A 16,373-nucleotide genomic window follows, 5' to 3' on the forward strand; every position below is an offset into this window, starting at 1 on the left:
TTTCCCAAAATGGCAGTTGAGATTGGGATTGGATTCTAAAAAGAGCGAAAAACCTCGCTATCAGAGCGTGAGAAACCGAGGCAGAGCTATGTCGCACAGAGAGCTACTATTTGTCGTGCGGAATGTGGGTTGTGACGCTGAATCGCCAAGATTTTATTCGATTGCACCGGGCAAACTCCGAGCATTGCGGTATTATTGTCTGTACTAACGATACCGATCGCCTGCGTATGGCAACTCGAATCGACGAAGCGATCGCAGCAGCATCTCTACAAGGTAAATTGATTCGGGTCGTGCGTCCTGCCAATTGAACGCGATCGCAAATCCCGATCTCTCGCCCAATGCACGCTTTAGGGATTTTGTCAACATCTATAAAACATCCCCGCAAATCAAGCTAAAGCCTTGATGTAGCGCTTGAAATCGGGAGTTTTTGGAGATATTAATTGAGGGGTAGGGTGCGTTAGCGTTCTTCGTAACGCACCAAATCGGACTCAATACCGCCCCAACTTCGTAGTTTTCAAGCTACAACGTCAGCGAATGCACGTCAGTTTCAATTAACTTCGCCAAATCTTGCAAGAATGAAGCCGCATCAGCCCCATAAATAATACGATGATCGGCGGTTAAATTGACCTGCATTTGTCGCTGTACCTTCATCATGCCATCCGGCGTTGCCACCACTTGCGGGCGCGAAGCTCCGATCGCGAGAATTCCGCCCTGTCCCGGCGGTAAAATAGCATCGAAACGGTCTACCCCAAACATCCCCAAATTAGACAGAGTGAAGGTTCCGCTATTGTACTCCTCCGGTTGCAACTGTTTGCTGCGGGCGCGATCGACCAACCCCTTCCAATTGCGCGAGAGCGAGTAAATATCGATTTGGTCGGCATTTTGCAGTACCGGCGTAATCAAACCGCCATCCGGCATCGCCACCGCCACGGAGATATTCACATTACTGCGATATTGAATATTGCCATCCACATAAGACGCATTCACAATCCGATGCTTCGCCAGCACCATCGCTACCGCTTTCGCCAGCAGCGCCGTCATGGTCACGCCCTTCGACTTAATTTTGCCGTACAGTTTATCCAACTCATCCGTCGCAATCGTGTAGCCGACGCGGAACACCGGAACCGTTAAACTAGCTTCCATATTCCGCGCCACTGCTTTTTGCAGCGTATTCATGGCTACCGCTTCCCCACTCGGGGCGGCAACAGCAGCAGGGGCGGGAGCCGGTTTAGCCGCCGGAGCCGGAGCAGCCGCAGCAGGGGCGGCAACAGCAACAGAAGGAGTAGGAGCTTTACCAACGGATTTTTCCACATCCGCTGCTACAATGCGTCCGTGAGGGCCGCTGCCTTGTAGCGTTTGCAGATCGACTTTTAATTCTTTAGCAAGTTTGCGCGCGCGCGGAGAAGCAACAATGCGTCCGTTGCTGTTACTCGTTGCAGGAGCGGCTGCCGGTTGTTCCGGTGCGGCGGGGGCAGTAGCTTGAGGTTTCTCTTCCGCTTTCGGCGCGGCTTGTCCGCCTTGCATCGAACCAGCTTGCTGCTTCGCTGCTTCGATTTCAGCTTCCGTCTCCGCAAGTAGGGCAATCGTCGAACCGACTGCCGCTTCATCGCCCGCCGGGACGATAATGGAGGCGAGATAGCCTTCGTAGAAGGATTCGACATCCATATCTGCCTTATCGGACTCAACCACAACCACCGTTTCGCCCTTTTCCACCTTATCTCCCGGCGACTTCACCCAGGAGACGATTTTTCCTTCGGTCATGGTGGAACTGAGAGCGGGCATGAAAATATCGTGAATCATGGGCAGTCTACCGATGTTTAGAAGCAGTGTTGAGCTATAGCATTTTAATTCAGCACGGTCGTGCCGAACAAGACCGTATTGAGTCAATCGAACCAGAACCTTCGATTTTCCGGTTACTTTTTCAACAGATTCGCGCACAAAATTCCTGAAGCTGCCACCGCCGGAACGCCAATTCCCGGAAGCGTGCTATCGCCGACGCGATACAATCCGGTAATAGGAGTGTGGCAGTTGGGAAACATCCCTTCCCCCGCTGCAATTCCAGGGCCGTAAGTCCCTTGGTAGCGTCGTAAGTAGCGGGCATGGGTGAGGGGAGTGCCGATTAACTCTAGCACGGCGCGATCGCGGATATCGGGAATGACGCGCTCTAAAGCTTGATAAAGGGGCTGGGCGCGCTCCATTTTGCGCGTTTCGTACTCCCCATCGCGCTGCCACCCAGCAAAGGGTTCTAGGGTGTAAGCATGAACGACGTGATGCCCGGACGGGGCAAGGTTGGCATCCCACACAGAGGGAATGGAAATCATGCAAGTATTGCCCGGTTCGGCGATGTCGCGCTTTGAGTCGCGCACGACAACATGATGTCCCGTCAACCCTTCCAATCCTTCCGCCCGAAAACCGAGATGGAGGTGCATGAAACTTTCAATCGCGGGGGTGGCGAGGGCTTGTTGGCGGAAAGTTTGGGGTAAGTCTTTGGGTTGCAGTAAGTGTTGGTAGGTATCCCAGAGGGTAGCGTTAGAGATAACGACAGGGGCTTTAAGGATTTCGCCTTGACGCAGCCTTACGCCCGTCACGCGCCGGGATTCAACCAAAATTTGCTCGACGTGCGCCTGCAAGCGCAACTGCCCGCCCCAACGCTGCAAACCGCGTACTAAGGCTTGAATAATTGCCTCGCTTCCTCCGAGGGGATATTCTACCCCCGCCCGCATCCGTTCGCCCAACATGAAGGCAACTTCTGGGGCGATAGTGCCTTCAGCTTTTAAACCCGATAGTAGAAAGCATTCTAAGTCGATCGCGCGCCGCAGCCAAGGATCTCTTACTGTTTGATTCAGGACATCGCCCACGGAGGCATTAACGAGGGGCAGTTGGGGGAGGAGTTTAAGCAGGGCGGGGAAATAGTTCCCTAGGAGATGGGGAATAACGCGCCAATCTGCCGACAGCGCGATCGCGGGAATTTCTTTGAGCGCGTCGTAGAGTGGTAACATCCGCTGGCAAAAAGCTTCCCATTCTCGCGCGCCTTGGGGGGTGATTTTAGCGACTTCAGCGGCGTAGCGCTGCAAATCGCAGTAAACCGGAAATACGCCTTCAGGAAAATGATAATGTCCGAGGGGGTCATACGCGATCGCCTCCACCGTTTCGCCCAATTCATCCAGCACTTGTTTGAGGGGATTCAAACTCGGTCGCTGTTGGCTCAAACCGCAGTAAAATGACGGGCCGGAGTCAAAATGAAACCCCTGCCGCGAAAAACCGTGGGCTGCACCGCCTGCAATGCTGTGACTCTCGCAAACCAGCACCCGCCAGCCCGCCTTCGCCAGCAATCCCGCCGCCGTCAAGCCACCGATACCGCTCCCGATAACAATCGCGTCGAATTGAGAATTCAAAGTTTCAAGTCCGAGAATTTTTCTGAAACCTCAATATCTTAATCCTCCTCGAAACCTAAAAATAGCGTCTAAGATTCGCCTTCCTCGTCTTCGTAAACCAACAAATCTCCCGGCTGACAGTCTAAAGCCTTACACAACGTACTTAGCGTCGCTTCATCAATGCGAGTCAGGCGGCGGCGAGTCTTGAGTCGAGAAATAGAGCGCGGGTTCATTCCCGTGAGACGAGCGAGTTCCTTGTTGCGAATATCTCGTTCTGCCATAACAACAGCTAATCTCCAGCGAATACCCATGCCCTTGCTATATAACCCTGCAACGCGATGCGTTCTCTCTTTCGCACTAAGATTCGCTCTCGTCCTCTTCGTAAACTAACAAATCTCCCGGCTGACAGTTTAAAGCCTTACACAACGCATCAAGCGTAGGTATGTCTAGTTTAAGCAGAGGGCGCTTTCTCAGCCGCGAAACCGAAGTCGGATGCAAGTCTACGAGCCGAGCTAGCTCTTTATTAGACATTTCTCGATCTGCCATGATAACGGCCAGTTTCCATCGAATTGCCACTCGACTGCTTCGTTCGTTTTGAGGGGGTTTGCATTGCCCATGCTACCACTGCTTGTTTTTTATCCTTACTAAAATAGCATCCAAAGCTAATTAATTAGCAAAAACTGTATTATCGTTATTCCCAACGCCGTTCGCACAGAACTGCTCGCTGAAGACATTTTGTAGGGTGGGCAGCGCCCACCAGCTAAGACTTTCAGTGTTTAGAAACGTACTTTCACAAGCCAGTAGCGCTATACCAGCAAGAATGAGGTTAATTGTTACATGGAATGAATTAATTAAAGTTAGTTTAAACTATTTTAAAACGAAATAACGGCAACAATTCATAGAAAAATATGAAAGTTTATTTGATTCTTTACACAAAGATCGAGCGTCGATGTATAATGGATTGCACGGACGCTTTTGGATTTTGTCAATGAAGACTCTGAACATCGAGAACTTGCCTGACGAACTCTATCGCAATCTTCAAAATCTTGCGGCTGCGCGCAAGTTAACGCTCAATGAAACCGCACTTTATCTTTTACAACAGGCATTTCAATTTCACGAGCTTCAAGATCAGCCGATGTCCGCAATTTTAGGAAAGATTCGCAGTCGCCCTAGAGTTAATCCGAACAGTTTGGGCTTGCTCGATAGTACGATGCTGATTCGTGAGGATCGCGATCGATGACAGCTTCCTTGCGATGCGTTTTAGATACCAATATTTGTATAAAGCTTTTTATTGACGATCCATTAACTCCCAAAGTCGATTTGCTTTTCGACCATTTAAACAATCCTTCGACTGAGTTTTTTGTACCCGACTTGTTCTATATTGAATGCGCCAACACCCTTTGGAAGTATGTTCGAGCGAATCTTTATACTGCCGCGCGAGTGCGAGAAGATTTAAATGATTTGAAAGCACTGCGCTTGCAAGTCACTCCTACAAAGCATTTAATGACTGAAGCCGTTCAAATTGGTTTAGACTACGGCATTACCGCTTATGATGGCTGCTATGTTGCTTTATCTGAGAGGGTTAATGCACCGCTATTGACACTAGATGAGCGGTTAGTAAATTCTCTAAAATCCAGCCGGTTTAATGTCGTTTCATTTACAACTTTTCTAGTCCCTCCATTGCCATCCTAAACTTCGTCAGAGATGCAAGCAAGAAGTTGTTGAAGTAATTTTGACCCAAGAAAGGGGGGCGATTGCTCTTCTTCTACATCATAGCAAGTAGGGTGGGCAGAGCATTTGTAAGATTGAGCGCGATGGGGATAACTTTCGAGTTGCCCTGCCCACCATTAATATTGGTGGGCATTGCTGATTCAGTAATAAGTTAGTCTGTCATAGGTAAATGTTCGGCAATGCACACCCTACTACATTGACTAGAAATATTCAGTCTATCCTCGGAAAATGTACGGAAAGTTTCTGGATAATATTCTCTGTAAGGAGATTATCCAGAAACTTTCTGTTTTTTGCACTTTGGGAATTGACTATCCAGAAAATGTCGGTACAATAAATAGTTATGTCGCTTGAGTCATGGGTATGAGTGTCACTTGATTTTTGTTTAGTGGGTGCTTCTTGTAAACAGTTCAGTGTGGACTTTTTGATGCTATGCAATTTCTAAACTATTCAGAATGTAGTTATTAATTGAAAAAATAGATTGTAGTAGAGCATTTTTAGATCAGCAGTACCGGAGGATATTGTCCATGTTGTCCCAGCATTTTCAACAAGCCCATGCAGAGATTGTCACAGTCGGCGAAAACTTACTTCAGTTTTTAAAAGAGTTTAGGCAACAACGACTCACAGAAGGTGATGATACTCAAAGCCTAGAAAATGTTGAAAGTGATATTGTCAAGGCAATCAAGGCACTCAAAGCTCAGAAATATGAGGTAGCTGTTGTCGCTCCCATGAAAGCAGGGAAAAGCACTTTCCTCAATGCGATTATTGGTGCTGACGTGCTGGCTAGCGAATCAGCCGCTTGCACAATATGTCGAACAGATGTCCAACATATATCACAGGGATCAACGCCAAGTTTGCTTGAGTACAAGCAAGATCGGACACATCCCAGTGTCGTTAGTGAAGGTAATGCTACTGAAATCCAGGAGAAATTTCTAGAGCGTACTCGTCAGATTCGCGATCGTAAGCGTCCTGACGAGAGAATTCCAGAACGCTTTAAACTGAAGCATCCAATTGAAGCGATCGGTGATTTGCCATCTTTGTCTGGTTTTACTTTAATAGATACACCAGGCCCTAATGAATGGGAGTCTGCTTCTTCTGAAGTATCTACTTTAAAGCAAGCGTCTCTGGAAGCATTGAGAACCTGTAAAGCGGTGCTGTTTGTTTTAAACTACCGATCTTATAAGGATAATGCGGTAGATGAATTATTCGCATCAATAACAAAAAATCGCCAAGAGCTTCTTCAGGAGAGCAAAGGGAGAATATATTTTATTCTAAATCAGGTCGATTTAAAATCGGAGAAAGATCCAGAGATTTCTGAGACAATTAGACAACTGAAGCAGGATTTAGATCGGTTTGGTTTTCCCGATCCGGTAGTTTTTCCAGTCAGTGCATTACAAGGACTCCTCGCTAAACTCATTCAACAAGATAGAGCAACTGAAAAGCAGGTTAAGGACTTCAAGAAATTCTTTAGCGCACAATACAGTGAAGAAAATGAAGATGGAGACATGATCATTCCTGCCCCGAAAAAGATTGCTTCTCAAGCGGTAAGAGATAGTGGCATTCTGGATGTACAGGAAGCTGTTTTTCAGACAATTGTTCAAACTGCGGGATGGAATCTCTTGAGTGATGTTTTGAGTCAGTTAGATAGATCGGCTAAATCGACTGAAACTACACTCAATGTTCAGATTGCTGGATGGCAATTGAAAGTTGATGAGTTGCGAGAAAAAGTTGATGAGTATAAAAAAAGGCGTGCTTCTGCAAGGGACAAAATAGACGTGGTAAGGGCAGCCGTAAGCGCTCAAAAAGATAGGCTAATGGAGGGCTTCGGCGCAGGTGTTGATACTTTTGCCGAAGCCGCTAAAGAAAAGATTCAAGAACAGATAGATTTAATCGCTGAAACCCGTTCTTCAGGGGGAGCTAAACAACTCCCTAATTCAGATACAAACCTTTTTGGAGGGGATGAAAACTTCTGGGGAAGATTATTTAGAGAAGGAGTTGGAATCGCTGGCGAGCTTTTAGAGTTGATTCCTCAAGCAGGAAGGCAGTTATCGAAAGCTTTCCGAGTTAGTGTCTCTCTATTTGAAAGAATGAACGGGGATGGCTTGATCCCTGGCTCTCCCAGAGAAAACTCCGATCCGTACATCATTGAATATTCTAATAAAGCTGATGCACAGAGGATTGCATTAACTATCAACGATTACTGCGCTCCGTATATTCAAAGTTGGTGGGTAGATGTTCAAGATCGATTAATTCGTCAAGGTGAAAAAACACGGGAAAACCTCGTAATCAAAATTCAGAACGATATTCAAGGCATTTCTGATGAGCTTTCTGAGTATTTAGGGGAATCACTCCAAGCTAAGATCAATATCAATCCTATCCAATTCCCTGAATTTGAGTTTCAAGGGCTTGACGAGATGATCTTTAAACAGCAGGAAATCATTCAAAAGGCAACTAAGAGGGAAAAGCGCACGAAATGTTGTAGTTCCAATGAAGTTTATTACGTTGACGTTCCGTTCGAGGAGAAAGATACTGTGTTTGCAGTTGACTTGAGAGAGACAGCAGAGAAAATTAAAGTAAAAATTAATGAACAAGTTGAGAGAAACAAAGGTCTGTTAGCTCGTGTTGTCCAGAAGCAAGTAGATGCAGATTTTGCAAATGCGGAAAAGCAGATTTCAGAGTACATGAGTAAATTTCAAATTGAGTTAGAAAGAATTCTTTCTGAAAGGGACAAGAAACAGGAAGAAGCGCCATTGATGATTGAATTGTTGAAAGGTTACAGTCAGAGGCTAGAAAGGCACTTACAAACTTTAAATCAAACAAGAGTTACTCTTGACGAGTGGAAACCTCGCTAACTTAGGTGAAGCCGAATCAACTTATCCACATCAAAAAACCGGGTTGGTTAACCCGGTTTCGATAATCTTACTTCACCTTCAATCCGGCGTTATTGGGGTCGTACTCTTGCAGTTCCACACTCACCGATTTCGCCTTCCAAATTTCCTTAGCATACTCGCGAATGGTGCGATCGCTAGAAAATTTATCCATGCGCAAGGCATTGAGAATGGACATCCGCGTCCAACCTTCTTTATCCTTGTAAGCTTCGCTGACGCGCTGCTGGCAATCGACGTAGGCTTGATAGTCTGCCAGTAGCATATATTGGTCGTTGTAGAGCAGCGAATCGACAATCGGCTTGAACAATTCGCGATCGCCGTGGGAGAAATCTCCCGCTGCAATGCGATCGAGAACGCCCCTTAACTCCGCATTATTCTTGTAGTAATCCATCGGATTGTAGCCGCGTACTTTCAAATCTTCGACTTGCTGGGCGGTTAAACCAAACAAGAAGAAGTTTTCCGCACCGACTTCCTCGCGGATCTCGATGTTTGCACCGTCTAACGTCCCAATCGTCAGCGCCCCATTCATCGCAAACTTCATATTTCCCGTTCCCGAAGCTTCCTTCCCTGCGGTGGAAATTTGCTCGGATAAATCGGCAGCGGGATAAATTTTCTCGCCCAAGGAAACGTTAAAGTTAGCTAAGAAAACGACTTTCAAGCGTCCGCGAACGTCGGGATCGCGGTTGACGACTTCAGCGACGGAATTGACCAGCTTAATAATCAGCTTCGCCATATAATATCCCGGAGCCGCTTTGCCACCAAAAATGAACGTCCGAGGGACAACTTCGATATTCGGCTTCTGTTTAATGCGGTTGTAGAGGGTAATAATATGCAGTACCGCCAACAACTGACGCTTATATTCGTGCAATCGCTTCACTTGCACGTCGAACATTGAATGGGGATCGATCTCGAGATCGTTATGCTTCCAGATATAGTTCGCCAGTTTGCGCTTGTTATCGAGCTTAATCTGTTGCCAACGCTGGCAAAATTCAGCATCGTCAACCCATTTCTCTAGCGTTCTCAAGCGATCGAGATGACTCGACCAATGATTATCGCCCAATTTCTCGGTATACAGGGCGGCGAGTTTGGGGTTGCACAATAAAATCCAACGACGCGGGGTTACGCCATTGGTTTTATTGTAAAAACGTTCCGGCCAAAGTTCGGCAAAGTCTTTGAGGGTGTCACTCTTAAGCAGTTCCGTGTGCAGTTCGGCAACCCCGTTAATCGCATGACTGCCGACGCAAGCTAAGTTCGCCATGCGGATCGATTTAACCGGCGTTTCTTCAATGATGGACATTCGCGCCAAGCGTTCTGCATCGTTGGGAAACCAAGTTCTCAAGTCTTCGAGAAAGCGATGATTGATTTCGTAGATGATTTCGATATGTCGCGGCAGCAAACTTTCAAACAAGCTGACCGGCCAACGTTCCAGCGCTTCCGGCATCAAGGTATGGTTGGTGTAGGCAAAGGTTTTTTGGGTAATGTACCACGCTTTATCCCACGAATAATGATGCTCGTCGAGTAGGAGACGCATTAACTCGGCGATCGCAACGGTTGGGTGCGTATCGTTGAGTTGGATGGCAATGTCGTCGTAGAGGTTATCTAAGTTGGGGTAAAAACTCAGATGTCTGCGAATGATATCCTGCAAGGAAGCCGAAGCAAAGAAGAATTGTTGCTCGAGGCGCAGTTGTCGTCCTTGGGGGGTATTATCGTTGGGATAGAGGACTTTCGAGATCGTTTCGGAACTCATCTTGGTAGCGACAGCACCGTCGTAATCGCCAGCATTGAAGGCTTGGAAGTCGAAATCTTCGCCAGCAACGGCTTCCCATAACCGCAGGGTATTGACGGTGTTGGTGTTATAGCCAGGAACGGGCGTATCGTAAGGAAGGGCAGTGACTGTGCGTTCGGGTATCCAAATCGAGCGACTATTGCCTTTTTGGTCGTGATAAATTTCGGTATGACCGCCGAATTTAATCTTTACGCTGTCTTCTTGGCGCTGAATTTCCCAAGGGTTGCCCAAGCGCAACCATTTATCGGGGATTTCTACTTGCCAACCGTCGGCGATGGTTTGGTGAAAGATGCCGAATTCGTACCGAATGCCGTAACCGACAGCCGGAATTTCTAGGGTGGCTAGAGAGTCGAGGAAACAAGCGGCAAGTCGTCCCAAACCGCCGTTTCCGAGGCCGGGATCGTGTTCTTGTTCGAGGAGGTGGTCGAAATCTAAACCGGCTTCCTGGAGGACTTCGCGAATGGTTTCGTCCATTCCAAGGTTGACGATATTATTGGCCAAGTGGCGGCCCATCAAAAATTCGGCAGAGAGATAGCAAACAACTTTTACGTCTTTTTGCGAGTAGCGATTGCGCGTCTGGAAAAAGCGGTGAAGGAGTCGATCGCGGACGGTATAAGCTAGAGCCATATAGTAGTCGCGATCGGTCGCCGAAGAAACATCTTTTCCTTGGGTATAGAAAAGATTATCGGCGAAGGCGCGCACGAGCGTCTCAAAGCTCATCCCGGTGCGATCGTCCTCAACTTTAATCTTGACGGTTTCTGTAGCGCGGATATTGGTTTGCACAGCTTGGATGTTCTCCTGCTTCAGGGTTGACCTTCTATTTTGTACCGACTCGGTGGATTGTGCGGGCTTTTTTAATACTCTTTTCGAGGAAAGCGGAGTTTAATTAACCTGCCACCACCCAAACGCTGGTCCGATGATGCGAATGGTAATCCAAATGACCACTAGAGCGCCAATCCCGATCCAAGTCAAGCGCGTCGTTAAATTGACAAATTGCTCGGATTGTGTCTTGGTGAAGGGAAACCAAGGGGCAATTTTGTCTTCTTTGCCGTAGCGATCGCCGAGAGCTTCTTTGCGTCGTTTTGCCTCACCCATAGTTAAAATTCAAAATTCAAAACTGGGAATTATCCATTATCTATCATCGATTATCAATTATCAATTCGATTCACATCCGCGCGGCGACCATCATACGCACGACATCGGACATTTTCGATCGCGCTTGCCAGCCTAATTGTTCGGCGGCTTTGTGGGGACTCCCCCGACTGATCGCGAGATCCGTGGGGCGCAATAAGTTCGGATCGGTAACAACCCAATCTTTCCAGTTCAAATCGACAGCGGCAAAGGCTTCAGCGACGAAATCTTCGAGTTTGCGGCTTTCTCCGGTCGCGATCGCGTAGTCGTCCGGTTCGGGGTGCTGTAGCATTAAGTACATCGCCTCCACGTATTCCGGGGCCCAGCCCCAATCGCGTTGAATATCGAGGTTGCCCAGATACAGCTTTTCGCGGCTACCTTGCGCGATCCGACAAGCACCCGCAACGATCTTTTGAGTCACGAAGCGCTCCGGGCGCAAGGGCGATTCGTGGTTAAATAAAATACCCGAACAGGCAAATAATCCGTAGGCTTCCCGATAGTTGGCGACTTCCCAAAAAGCAGTCGCTTTGGCGACAGCGTAAGGACTGCGAGGGCGAAAAGGAGTCATTTCGTCAGCGGCGCGATCGCCGATATCCCCAAAACATTCGCTCGACCCGGCGTTATAAAATCGAATCGGAGCGCCAGTAAAACGAATTGCCTCCAATAAATTTAACGTTCCGAGCGCGATACTCTCCAACGTTTCTACCGGCTGATCGAAAGAAAGTCCCACCGAACTTTGTCCGGCTAAGTTGTACACTTCGTCCGGTTCTGCTTTAATCAACACTTGCAAAACGCTGCGAAAATCGTTGTGAGCCATCGAGGTTAACTGAATGTCGTCGCGAAGCCCCAAACGCCCTAAATTGGCAAAGGATGACATTTGCGAGTCGCGCGACGTTCCCCAAACGCTATAGCCGCGCTCTAACAGTAATTTGGCTAAATACGCTCCATCTTGTCCCGATACGCCACAAATTAATGCTTTTTTCATAATGTTTGGATTTTCGCTCTAATGCCTCTCGATTTTCGCAATCTCAATACGCTTTGGGCCTCTATCTTCGTAGAAACGCTGCACCGTCTCGGATTGACGACAGCAATTCTTTGTCCGGGTTCGCGTTCTACGCCTTTAACGGTAGCCTTTGCCCGACATCCTAACATCGATGCGATCGCGCTGTTGGACGAGCGATCGGCGGCGTTCTTCGCCCTCGGAGTCGCCAAGCAATCCCGCCGCCCGGTTGCACTGGTTTGCACTTCTGGAACGGCGGCGGCGAACTTTTTCCCCGCTATTATTGAAGCGCGCTACAGTCGCATTCCCCTCCTCGTTTTTACGGCCGATCGCCCGCCAGAGTTGCGCGACTGCCACGCCGGACAAACCATCGACCAGACTAAGTTATACGGCCACTACCCCAATTGGCAAGGGGAGTTAGCCGCGCCGGAATTGGATTTAGGACGGCTGCGATATCTGCGGCAAACGCTCGTCCAGGCTTGGGCGCGATCGCAATTTCCCCTTCCCGGTGTCGTTCACCTCAACGTTCCTTTACGCGATCCCCTCGCCCCCACGCCCCAACCGGAAACTCAAGCGTTTGAATCCCAGGTGCAAGAAGAAGTTTTTTTTGCTGGGATTGAAGCGATCGATTTTGTGCCTTCTGCAAGCAGCATTCCCCAGGAATTATTACGGCAATGGCAACGCTGCGATCGCGGGATTATTATCGCCGGTTTAGCCCAACCGCCCGAACCCCAGGACTATTGCGACGCGATCGCGGCGCTTTCCCAACTCACCGGCTTTCCCGTCCTCGCCGAAGCCCTCTCCCCCCTGCGTCACTACGCCCACCTCAACCCCCATCTCATTACCACCTACGATCCCCTACTTCGCAATCCCCAACTTTCAGCAGAACTCGCGCCCGAACTCGTCCTACAAATCGGCGAACTCCCCACCAGCAAAACCTTGCGCGCTTGGCTCGAAACCACCCAACCCCACCGTTACATCCTCGATTCCGATCCCGATAACTTCGATCCTCTCCACGGTAACGCCGTTCATTTGCACGCCGCGCTCCCCGACCTCGTGCCGAAAAGCGCGGACGTTGCCTTGAAAAAGGGTTCTATTTATCTCAAACAGTGGCTTTATTATAACACAAAGGTAGACGAAAACATAATAAATTGTTTCAAAAATATAGATTGGAATTTTGAAGGTAAAGCGGCTTACCTTTTAGCAGAATTGCTACCCGAAAAGATCGCTGTTTTTGTGGCAAATAGTATGCCGACGCGGGATGTAGAATTTTTCTGGCAGCAGAGCGATCGGCAATTTCAAATCTTTTTTAATCGCGGAGCAAACGGAATCGACGGAACCCTATCAACAGCGATGGGTATTGCTCATTCTGGGGGGAGAGCGGTGTTGCTAACCGGAGATTTAGCCCTTTTGCACGATACCAATGGTTTGCTCGCCCGTAATAAAATGCGGGGACATTTAACCGTTATTTTGATTAATAACGAAGGGGGAGGGATATTCGAGAATTTAGCGATCGCGAATTTCGATCCGCCCTTTGAGGAATACTTCGCTACGCCGCAGAATATCGATTTCTCGCAACTGTGCAAAACTTATGGCGTTGAATATCACCGCGTTGGGGATTGGTTGCAATTGCAGGAATTTTTGAAGAGCGGGTACGAACGCGGAATTCGCATCTTAGAATTGAGGTGCGATCGCAAACGAGATGCTCGCCAGCGCCAAGAAATTTTAGAAAGCCTTGCTGCGAACTTGAAGGGAGAGACGGAACCAGCTTAGGAACTTACCCGAAGCTGAAACGCCTGAAACCCAACTCTAGCAATTCTCCGAGTTCGGATGACAAATCTTGAGGCTGAAACCCCTAATATATCTCGGTTTCTTCATTTTTAATTTTTAATTTTCAATTCTCCCTCAATTCTTATCTCGATCTGTCATGCTGGTAAACAGGATTGGGAGTGAAGGCCAGTGGTTTTATGCACGTCAAGATAGAGAACGATCCGACGTTGGGTTTGCAGGGTTTAAGTGGGGCAGAAGCATCGCAGCGACAAGCGGCGGGGCAAGGCAATAATGTCGAGCTATCAACCAGCCGTTCTTACAAGCAAATTTTCTCAGAAAACCTCTTCACCTTTATTAATGGCGTTTTTTTCGCGATTAGCGTGGTGATGGTCTTGCTCGGACGCTGGGGCGATGCTTTTCTCGTAGCGGTTGTCATTTTTGGCGGTGTTGTCGTGAATATTTACCAAGAAATTTGGGCAAAACAGCAGTTAGATCGCATCGCCCTGCTACATCGCCCGCGAGCGACGGTTTTGCGGGAGGGAACGCTGCAAAACCTCGATCCGCAAGAGATTGTTCTGGGTGATACTATCCTAGTTCAACCGGGCGATCGCATCGTCGTGGATGGCAAAATTTCTGGTAAGGGCAAAATCGAAGTGGATGAGGCGCTGTTGACGGGAGAATCCGATTTAATCCCGAAGGCGGCGGGAGATGAGGTTTTTTCGGGCAGCTTTTGCGTTAGCGGTACGGCGTGTTACGAGGCGACGAAGGTAGGGACAGAAACATTTGCTTATCGCCTCACTGCTGGCGCGCGAGAGTATCGGCGCATCTTAACGCCCTTGCAGCAGGAAATTAACCTCGTGATCCGCATTTTTGTGTTAATTGCCTGTTTCTTGTGGATTTTGGTGGGAATTAGTTTCCTGAGTCAGGATCGATCGCTGGCGGATTTGGTGCAAAAAGCGGCGGTGGTAGCGGGGTTAGTCCCGGCGGGGTTGCTGCTGGCGATTACGCTGGCTTACGGATTGGGGGCGGTGCGGATGGTGGGACAGGACGTACTGATTCAACAAGCCAATGCGGTGGAGTCGTTGAGTAATGTAGAAGTATTGTGTTTGGATAAAACCGGAACGCTAACCACGAACGAGATTGCGTTGCAGGAAGTCTATCCGTTGGGGTTGACCGAAGCGGAGTTGCGATCGCGCCTGGGGGACTTCGCCGCAAATACGCGCGCCGGTAACAAAACCAATGAAGCGATCGCCGCCCTTTGTCCCGGTAACGCCCGCTCGCTGGCCGCAGAAATTCCCTTTAATTCTACCCGCAAATGGAGCGCCCTAACTTTTAGCGACGATCCCGCACCCGGAACCTATGTCCTCGGCGCGCCGGAAATGCTCGCGCCCGCGATCGAATTAGAAGCAGAAACCCGCGCTTACCTCGATCGCTGCACCAATCAGGGATTGCGCGTGCTATTGTTTGCTTGGAGTGCCGAGCAACCGCCCTCCCCCGAACTCCCAACTACGCTAGAACCGCTCGGAGTTGTCTGTTTGAGCGATCGCCTGCGCCCGGAAGCCGCCCTTACCCTCGAAGGCTTTGCTAAAGCGGGAATTCAGGTGAAAATCATCTCTGGGGACAACCCGCAAACCGTCGCCGCGATCGCGCAACAAGTTGGATTAGGGCAGGATTTAAAAGTTATCTCCGGAACGGAACTCACTGCCCTCGAGCCGAGACAGTGGACTCCCATCGCGCGCAACCATCAAATTTTTGGGCGCATCTCTCCCGAACAAAAAGCGCAACTGGTGAAAGCAATGCGCGCGTCGGGACAGTATGTGGCGATGGTGGGGGATGGGGTGAACGACGTACTCTCCCTCAAACAAGCCAATCTCGCGATCGCGATGGAAAGCGGTAGCAAAGCAGCGCGCGGTGTTGCCGATATCGTCCTGCTTAAAGACTCTTTTGCCGCCTTACCCCATACCTTCCTCGAAGGACAGCGCATTCGCAACGGTATTCAGGATGTCATGAAACTATTTATGGTTCGCACCTTCTGCATTACGCTGCTGATTTTTGCAACTGCCATTGTCACCGATAGTTTTCCGTTGCAAAACAAACAAAGCGCGATCGTCGCCTTAATCGGCGTAGGGTTTCCGACGATGTGCATTCCCATTTGGGCAAAACCGGGGCTAGTCCCGCGCCGCAGTTTGATGCGATCGATGGTTCACTTTGTCGTCCCCGCCACGATGACGATTACCCTCGTCGCCCTCCTCGTCTATCTGCTTTATCTCGTCGTCGCCGTCCTCGACTTACCCCCCGGCGAAGAACTCGCGCGCGTCAATTATGCCGTTCCTCGCAGCGCCTTAGTCAGCATTTTAGTGATGTGCGAACTCCTGTTGATTCCCTTCCTGAAACCGCCGACGCGCGCTTGGGTGGGCGGCGAACCCCTCAGCGGCGACGTGCGCTATACCTGGGTAATGCTCTTGCTTTTGGGCTTATATATCCTTATTCTCGTCGTTCCACCTTTCCGTCGCTTTTTTGAGTTATATCCTTTGGAACCGGAGCATCATTTATTTATTGGTTTAGTCGCGATCGAATGGTGTTTTATTTTGCGGTTTGCTTGGCGAACTCGCTTTTTAGATCGCTTTTTAGGCGTGGATTTATCTTAAGCGGATATTCAATTGCTCTGATTGCAAAAATTGACCTTTGCTGCCTTA

The 16,373-nt window shown here is 49.0% G+C and carries 13 protein-coding genes; 6 read left to right on the forward strand and 7 right to left on the reverse strand.

What is annotated here, in order from left to right; genetic code table 11:
- Positions 1-122 precede the first annotated feature (122 nt).
- Positions 123-308, forward strand: a complete 186-nt coding sequence (locus H6G50_RS19770) for a DUF5615 family PIN-like protein (protein WP_206756584.1) — start codon at positions 123-125, stop codon at positions 306-308.
- Between the two features lie 211 nt (positions 309-519).
- Here the strand turns inward: H6G50_RS19770 and H6G50_RS19775 are convergent, their stop codons facing one another.
- The 4 genes from H6G50_RS19775 to H6G50_RS19790 all read right to left on the reverse strand — a co-directional run bounded on the left by H6G50_RS19775 (position 520) and on the right by H6G50_RS19790 (position 3,950).
- The gene (locus H6G50_RS19775; RefSeq protein ID WP_190720212.1) at positions 520-1,800 is read right to left on the reverse strand and encodes a dihydrolipoamide acetyltransferase family protein; all 1,281 of its coding nucleotides are present in this window, start codon (positions 1,798-1,800) and stop codon (positions 520-522) included.
- 113 nt (positions 1,801-1,913) lie between these two features.
- Positions 1,914-3,395, reverse strand: a complete 1,482-nt coding sequence (locus H6G50_RS19780) for an NAD(P)/FAD-dependent oxidoreductase (protein WP_199303276.1) — start codon at positions 3,393-3,395, stop codon at positions 1,914-1,916.
- Positions 3,396-3,463: 68 nt separating this feature from the next.
- On the reverse strand, positions 3,464-3,685 hold the full coding sequence (locus H6G50_RS19785; RefSeq protein ID WP_190720215.1) for a helix-turn-helix transcriptional regulator: 222 nt from the start codon (positions 3,683-3,685) through the stop codon (positions 3,464-3,466).
- Positions 3,686-3,731: 46 nt separating this feature from the next.
- Entirely contained in the window at positions 3,732-3,950 is a 219-nt protein-coding gene (locus H6G50_RS19790; protein ID WP_347239971.1) for a helix-turn-helix transcriptional regulator, read from the reverse strand.
- A 412-nt stretch (positions 3,951-4,362) separates the two neighbouring features.
- On the opposite strand from H6G50_RS19790, the gene H6G50_RS19795 reads away from it, so the two are divergent.
- The 3 genes from H6G50_RS19795 to H6G50_RS19805 all read left to right on the forward strand — a co-directional run bounded on the left by H6G50_RS19795 (position 4,363) and on the right by H6G50_RS19805 (position 7,954).
- Positions 4,363-4,614 carry a hypothetical protein gene (locus H6G50_RS19795; RefSeq protein ID WP_190720217.1) on the forward strand — a complete coding sequence of 84 codons (252 nt, stop codon included), beginning with the start codon at positions 4,363-4,365 and terminating at the stop codon, positions 4,612-4,614.
- On the forward strand, positions 4,611-5,066 hold the full coding sequence (locus H6G50_RS19800) for a type II toxin-antitoxin system VapC family toxin (protein WP_190720219.1): 456 nt from the start codon (positions 4,611-4,613) through the stop codon (positions 5,064-5,066). Before H6G50_RS19795 ends, H6G50_RS19800 begins: the two co-directional genes overlap by 4 nt.
- Positions 5,067-5,629: 563 nt before the next feature.
- Positions 5,630-7,954 (forward strand): dynamin family protein, encoded by a 2,325-nt coding sequence (locus H6G50_RS19805; protein ID WP_190720221.1) that lies wholly within the window; start codon positions 5,630-5,632, stop codon positions 7,952-7,954.
- 67 nt (positions 7,955-8,021) lie between these two features.
- Here H6G50_RS19805 and H6G50_RS19810 read toward each other — a convergent pair whose 3' ends face one another.
- The 3 genes from H6G50_RS19810 to H6G50_RS19820 form a co-directional block, all read right to left on the reverse strand.
- Complete coding sequence (locus H6G50_RS19810; protein ID WP_347239972.1) at positions 8,022-10,559, reverse strand: glycogen/starch/alpha-glucan phosphorylase; 2,538 nt, start codon at positions 10,557-10,559, stop codon at positions 8,022-8,024.
- A gap of 99 nt (positions 10,560-10,658) precedes the next feature.
- The gene (locus H6G50_RS19815) at positions 10,659-10,871 is read right to left on the reverse strand and encodes a DUF2839 domain-containing protein (RefSeq protein ID WP_190720223.1); all 213 of its coding nucleotides are present in this window, start codon (positions 10,869-10,871) and stop codon (positions 10,659-10,661) included.
- 70 nt (positions 10,872-10,941) lie between these two features.
- Complete coding sequence (locus H6G50_RS19820; protein WP_199303278.1) at positions 10,942-11,892, reverse strand: GDP-mannose 4,6-dehydratase; 951 nt, start codon at positions 11,890-11,892, stop codon at positions 10,942-10,944.
- Between the two features lie 21 nt (positions 11,893-11,913).
- On the opposite strand from H6G50_RS19820, the gene menD reads away from it, so the two are divergent.
- The gene (gene menD / locus H6G50_RS19825; protein ID WP_190720225.1) at positions 11,914-13,680 is read left to right on the forward strand and encodes a 2-succinyl-5-enolpyruvyl-6-hydroxy-3-cyclohexene-1-carboxylic-acid synthase; all 1,767 of its coding nucleotides are present in this window, start codon (positions 11,914-11,916) and stop codon (positions 13,678-13,680) included.
- Positions 13,681-13,874: 194 nt separating this feature from the next.
- Positions 13,875-16,325, forward strand: a complete 2,451-nt coding sequence (locus H6G50_RS19830; RefSeq protein WP_190720227.1) for an HAD-IC family P-type ATPase — start codon at positions 13,875-13,877, stop codon at positions 16,323-16,325.
- The last annotated feature ends 48 nt before the right edge of the window (positions 16,326-16,373 follow it).

This window comes from Oscillatoria sp. FACHB-1406, from assembly GCF_014698145.1.
Taxonomy (GTDB): Bacteria; Cyanobacteriota; Cyanobacteriia; order Cyanobacteriales; family Spirulinaceae; genus FACHB-1406.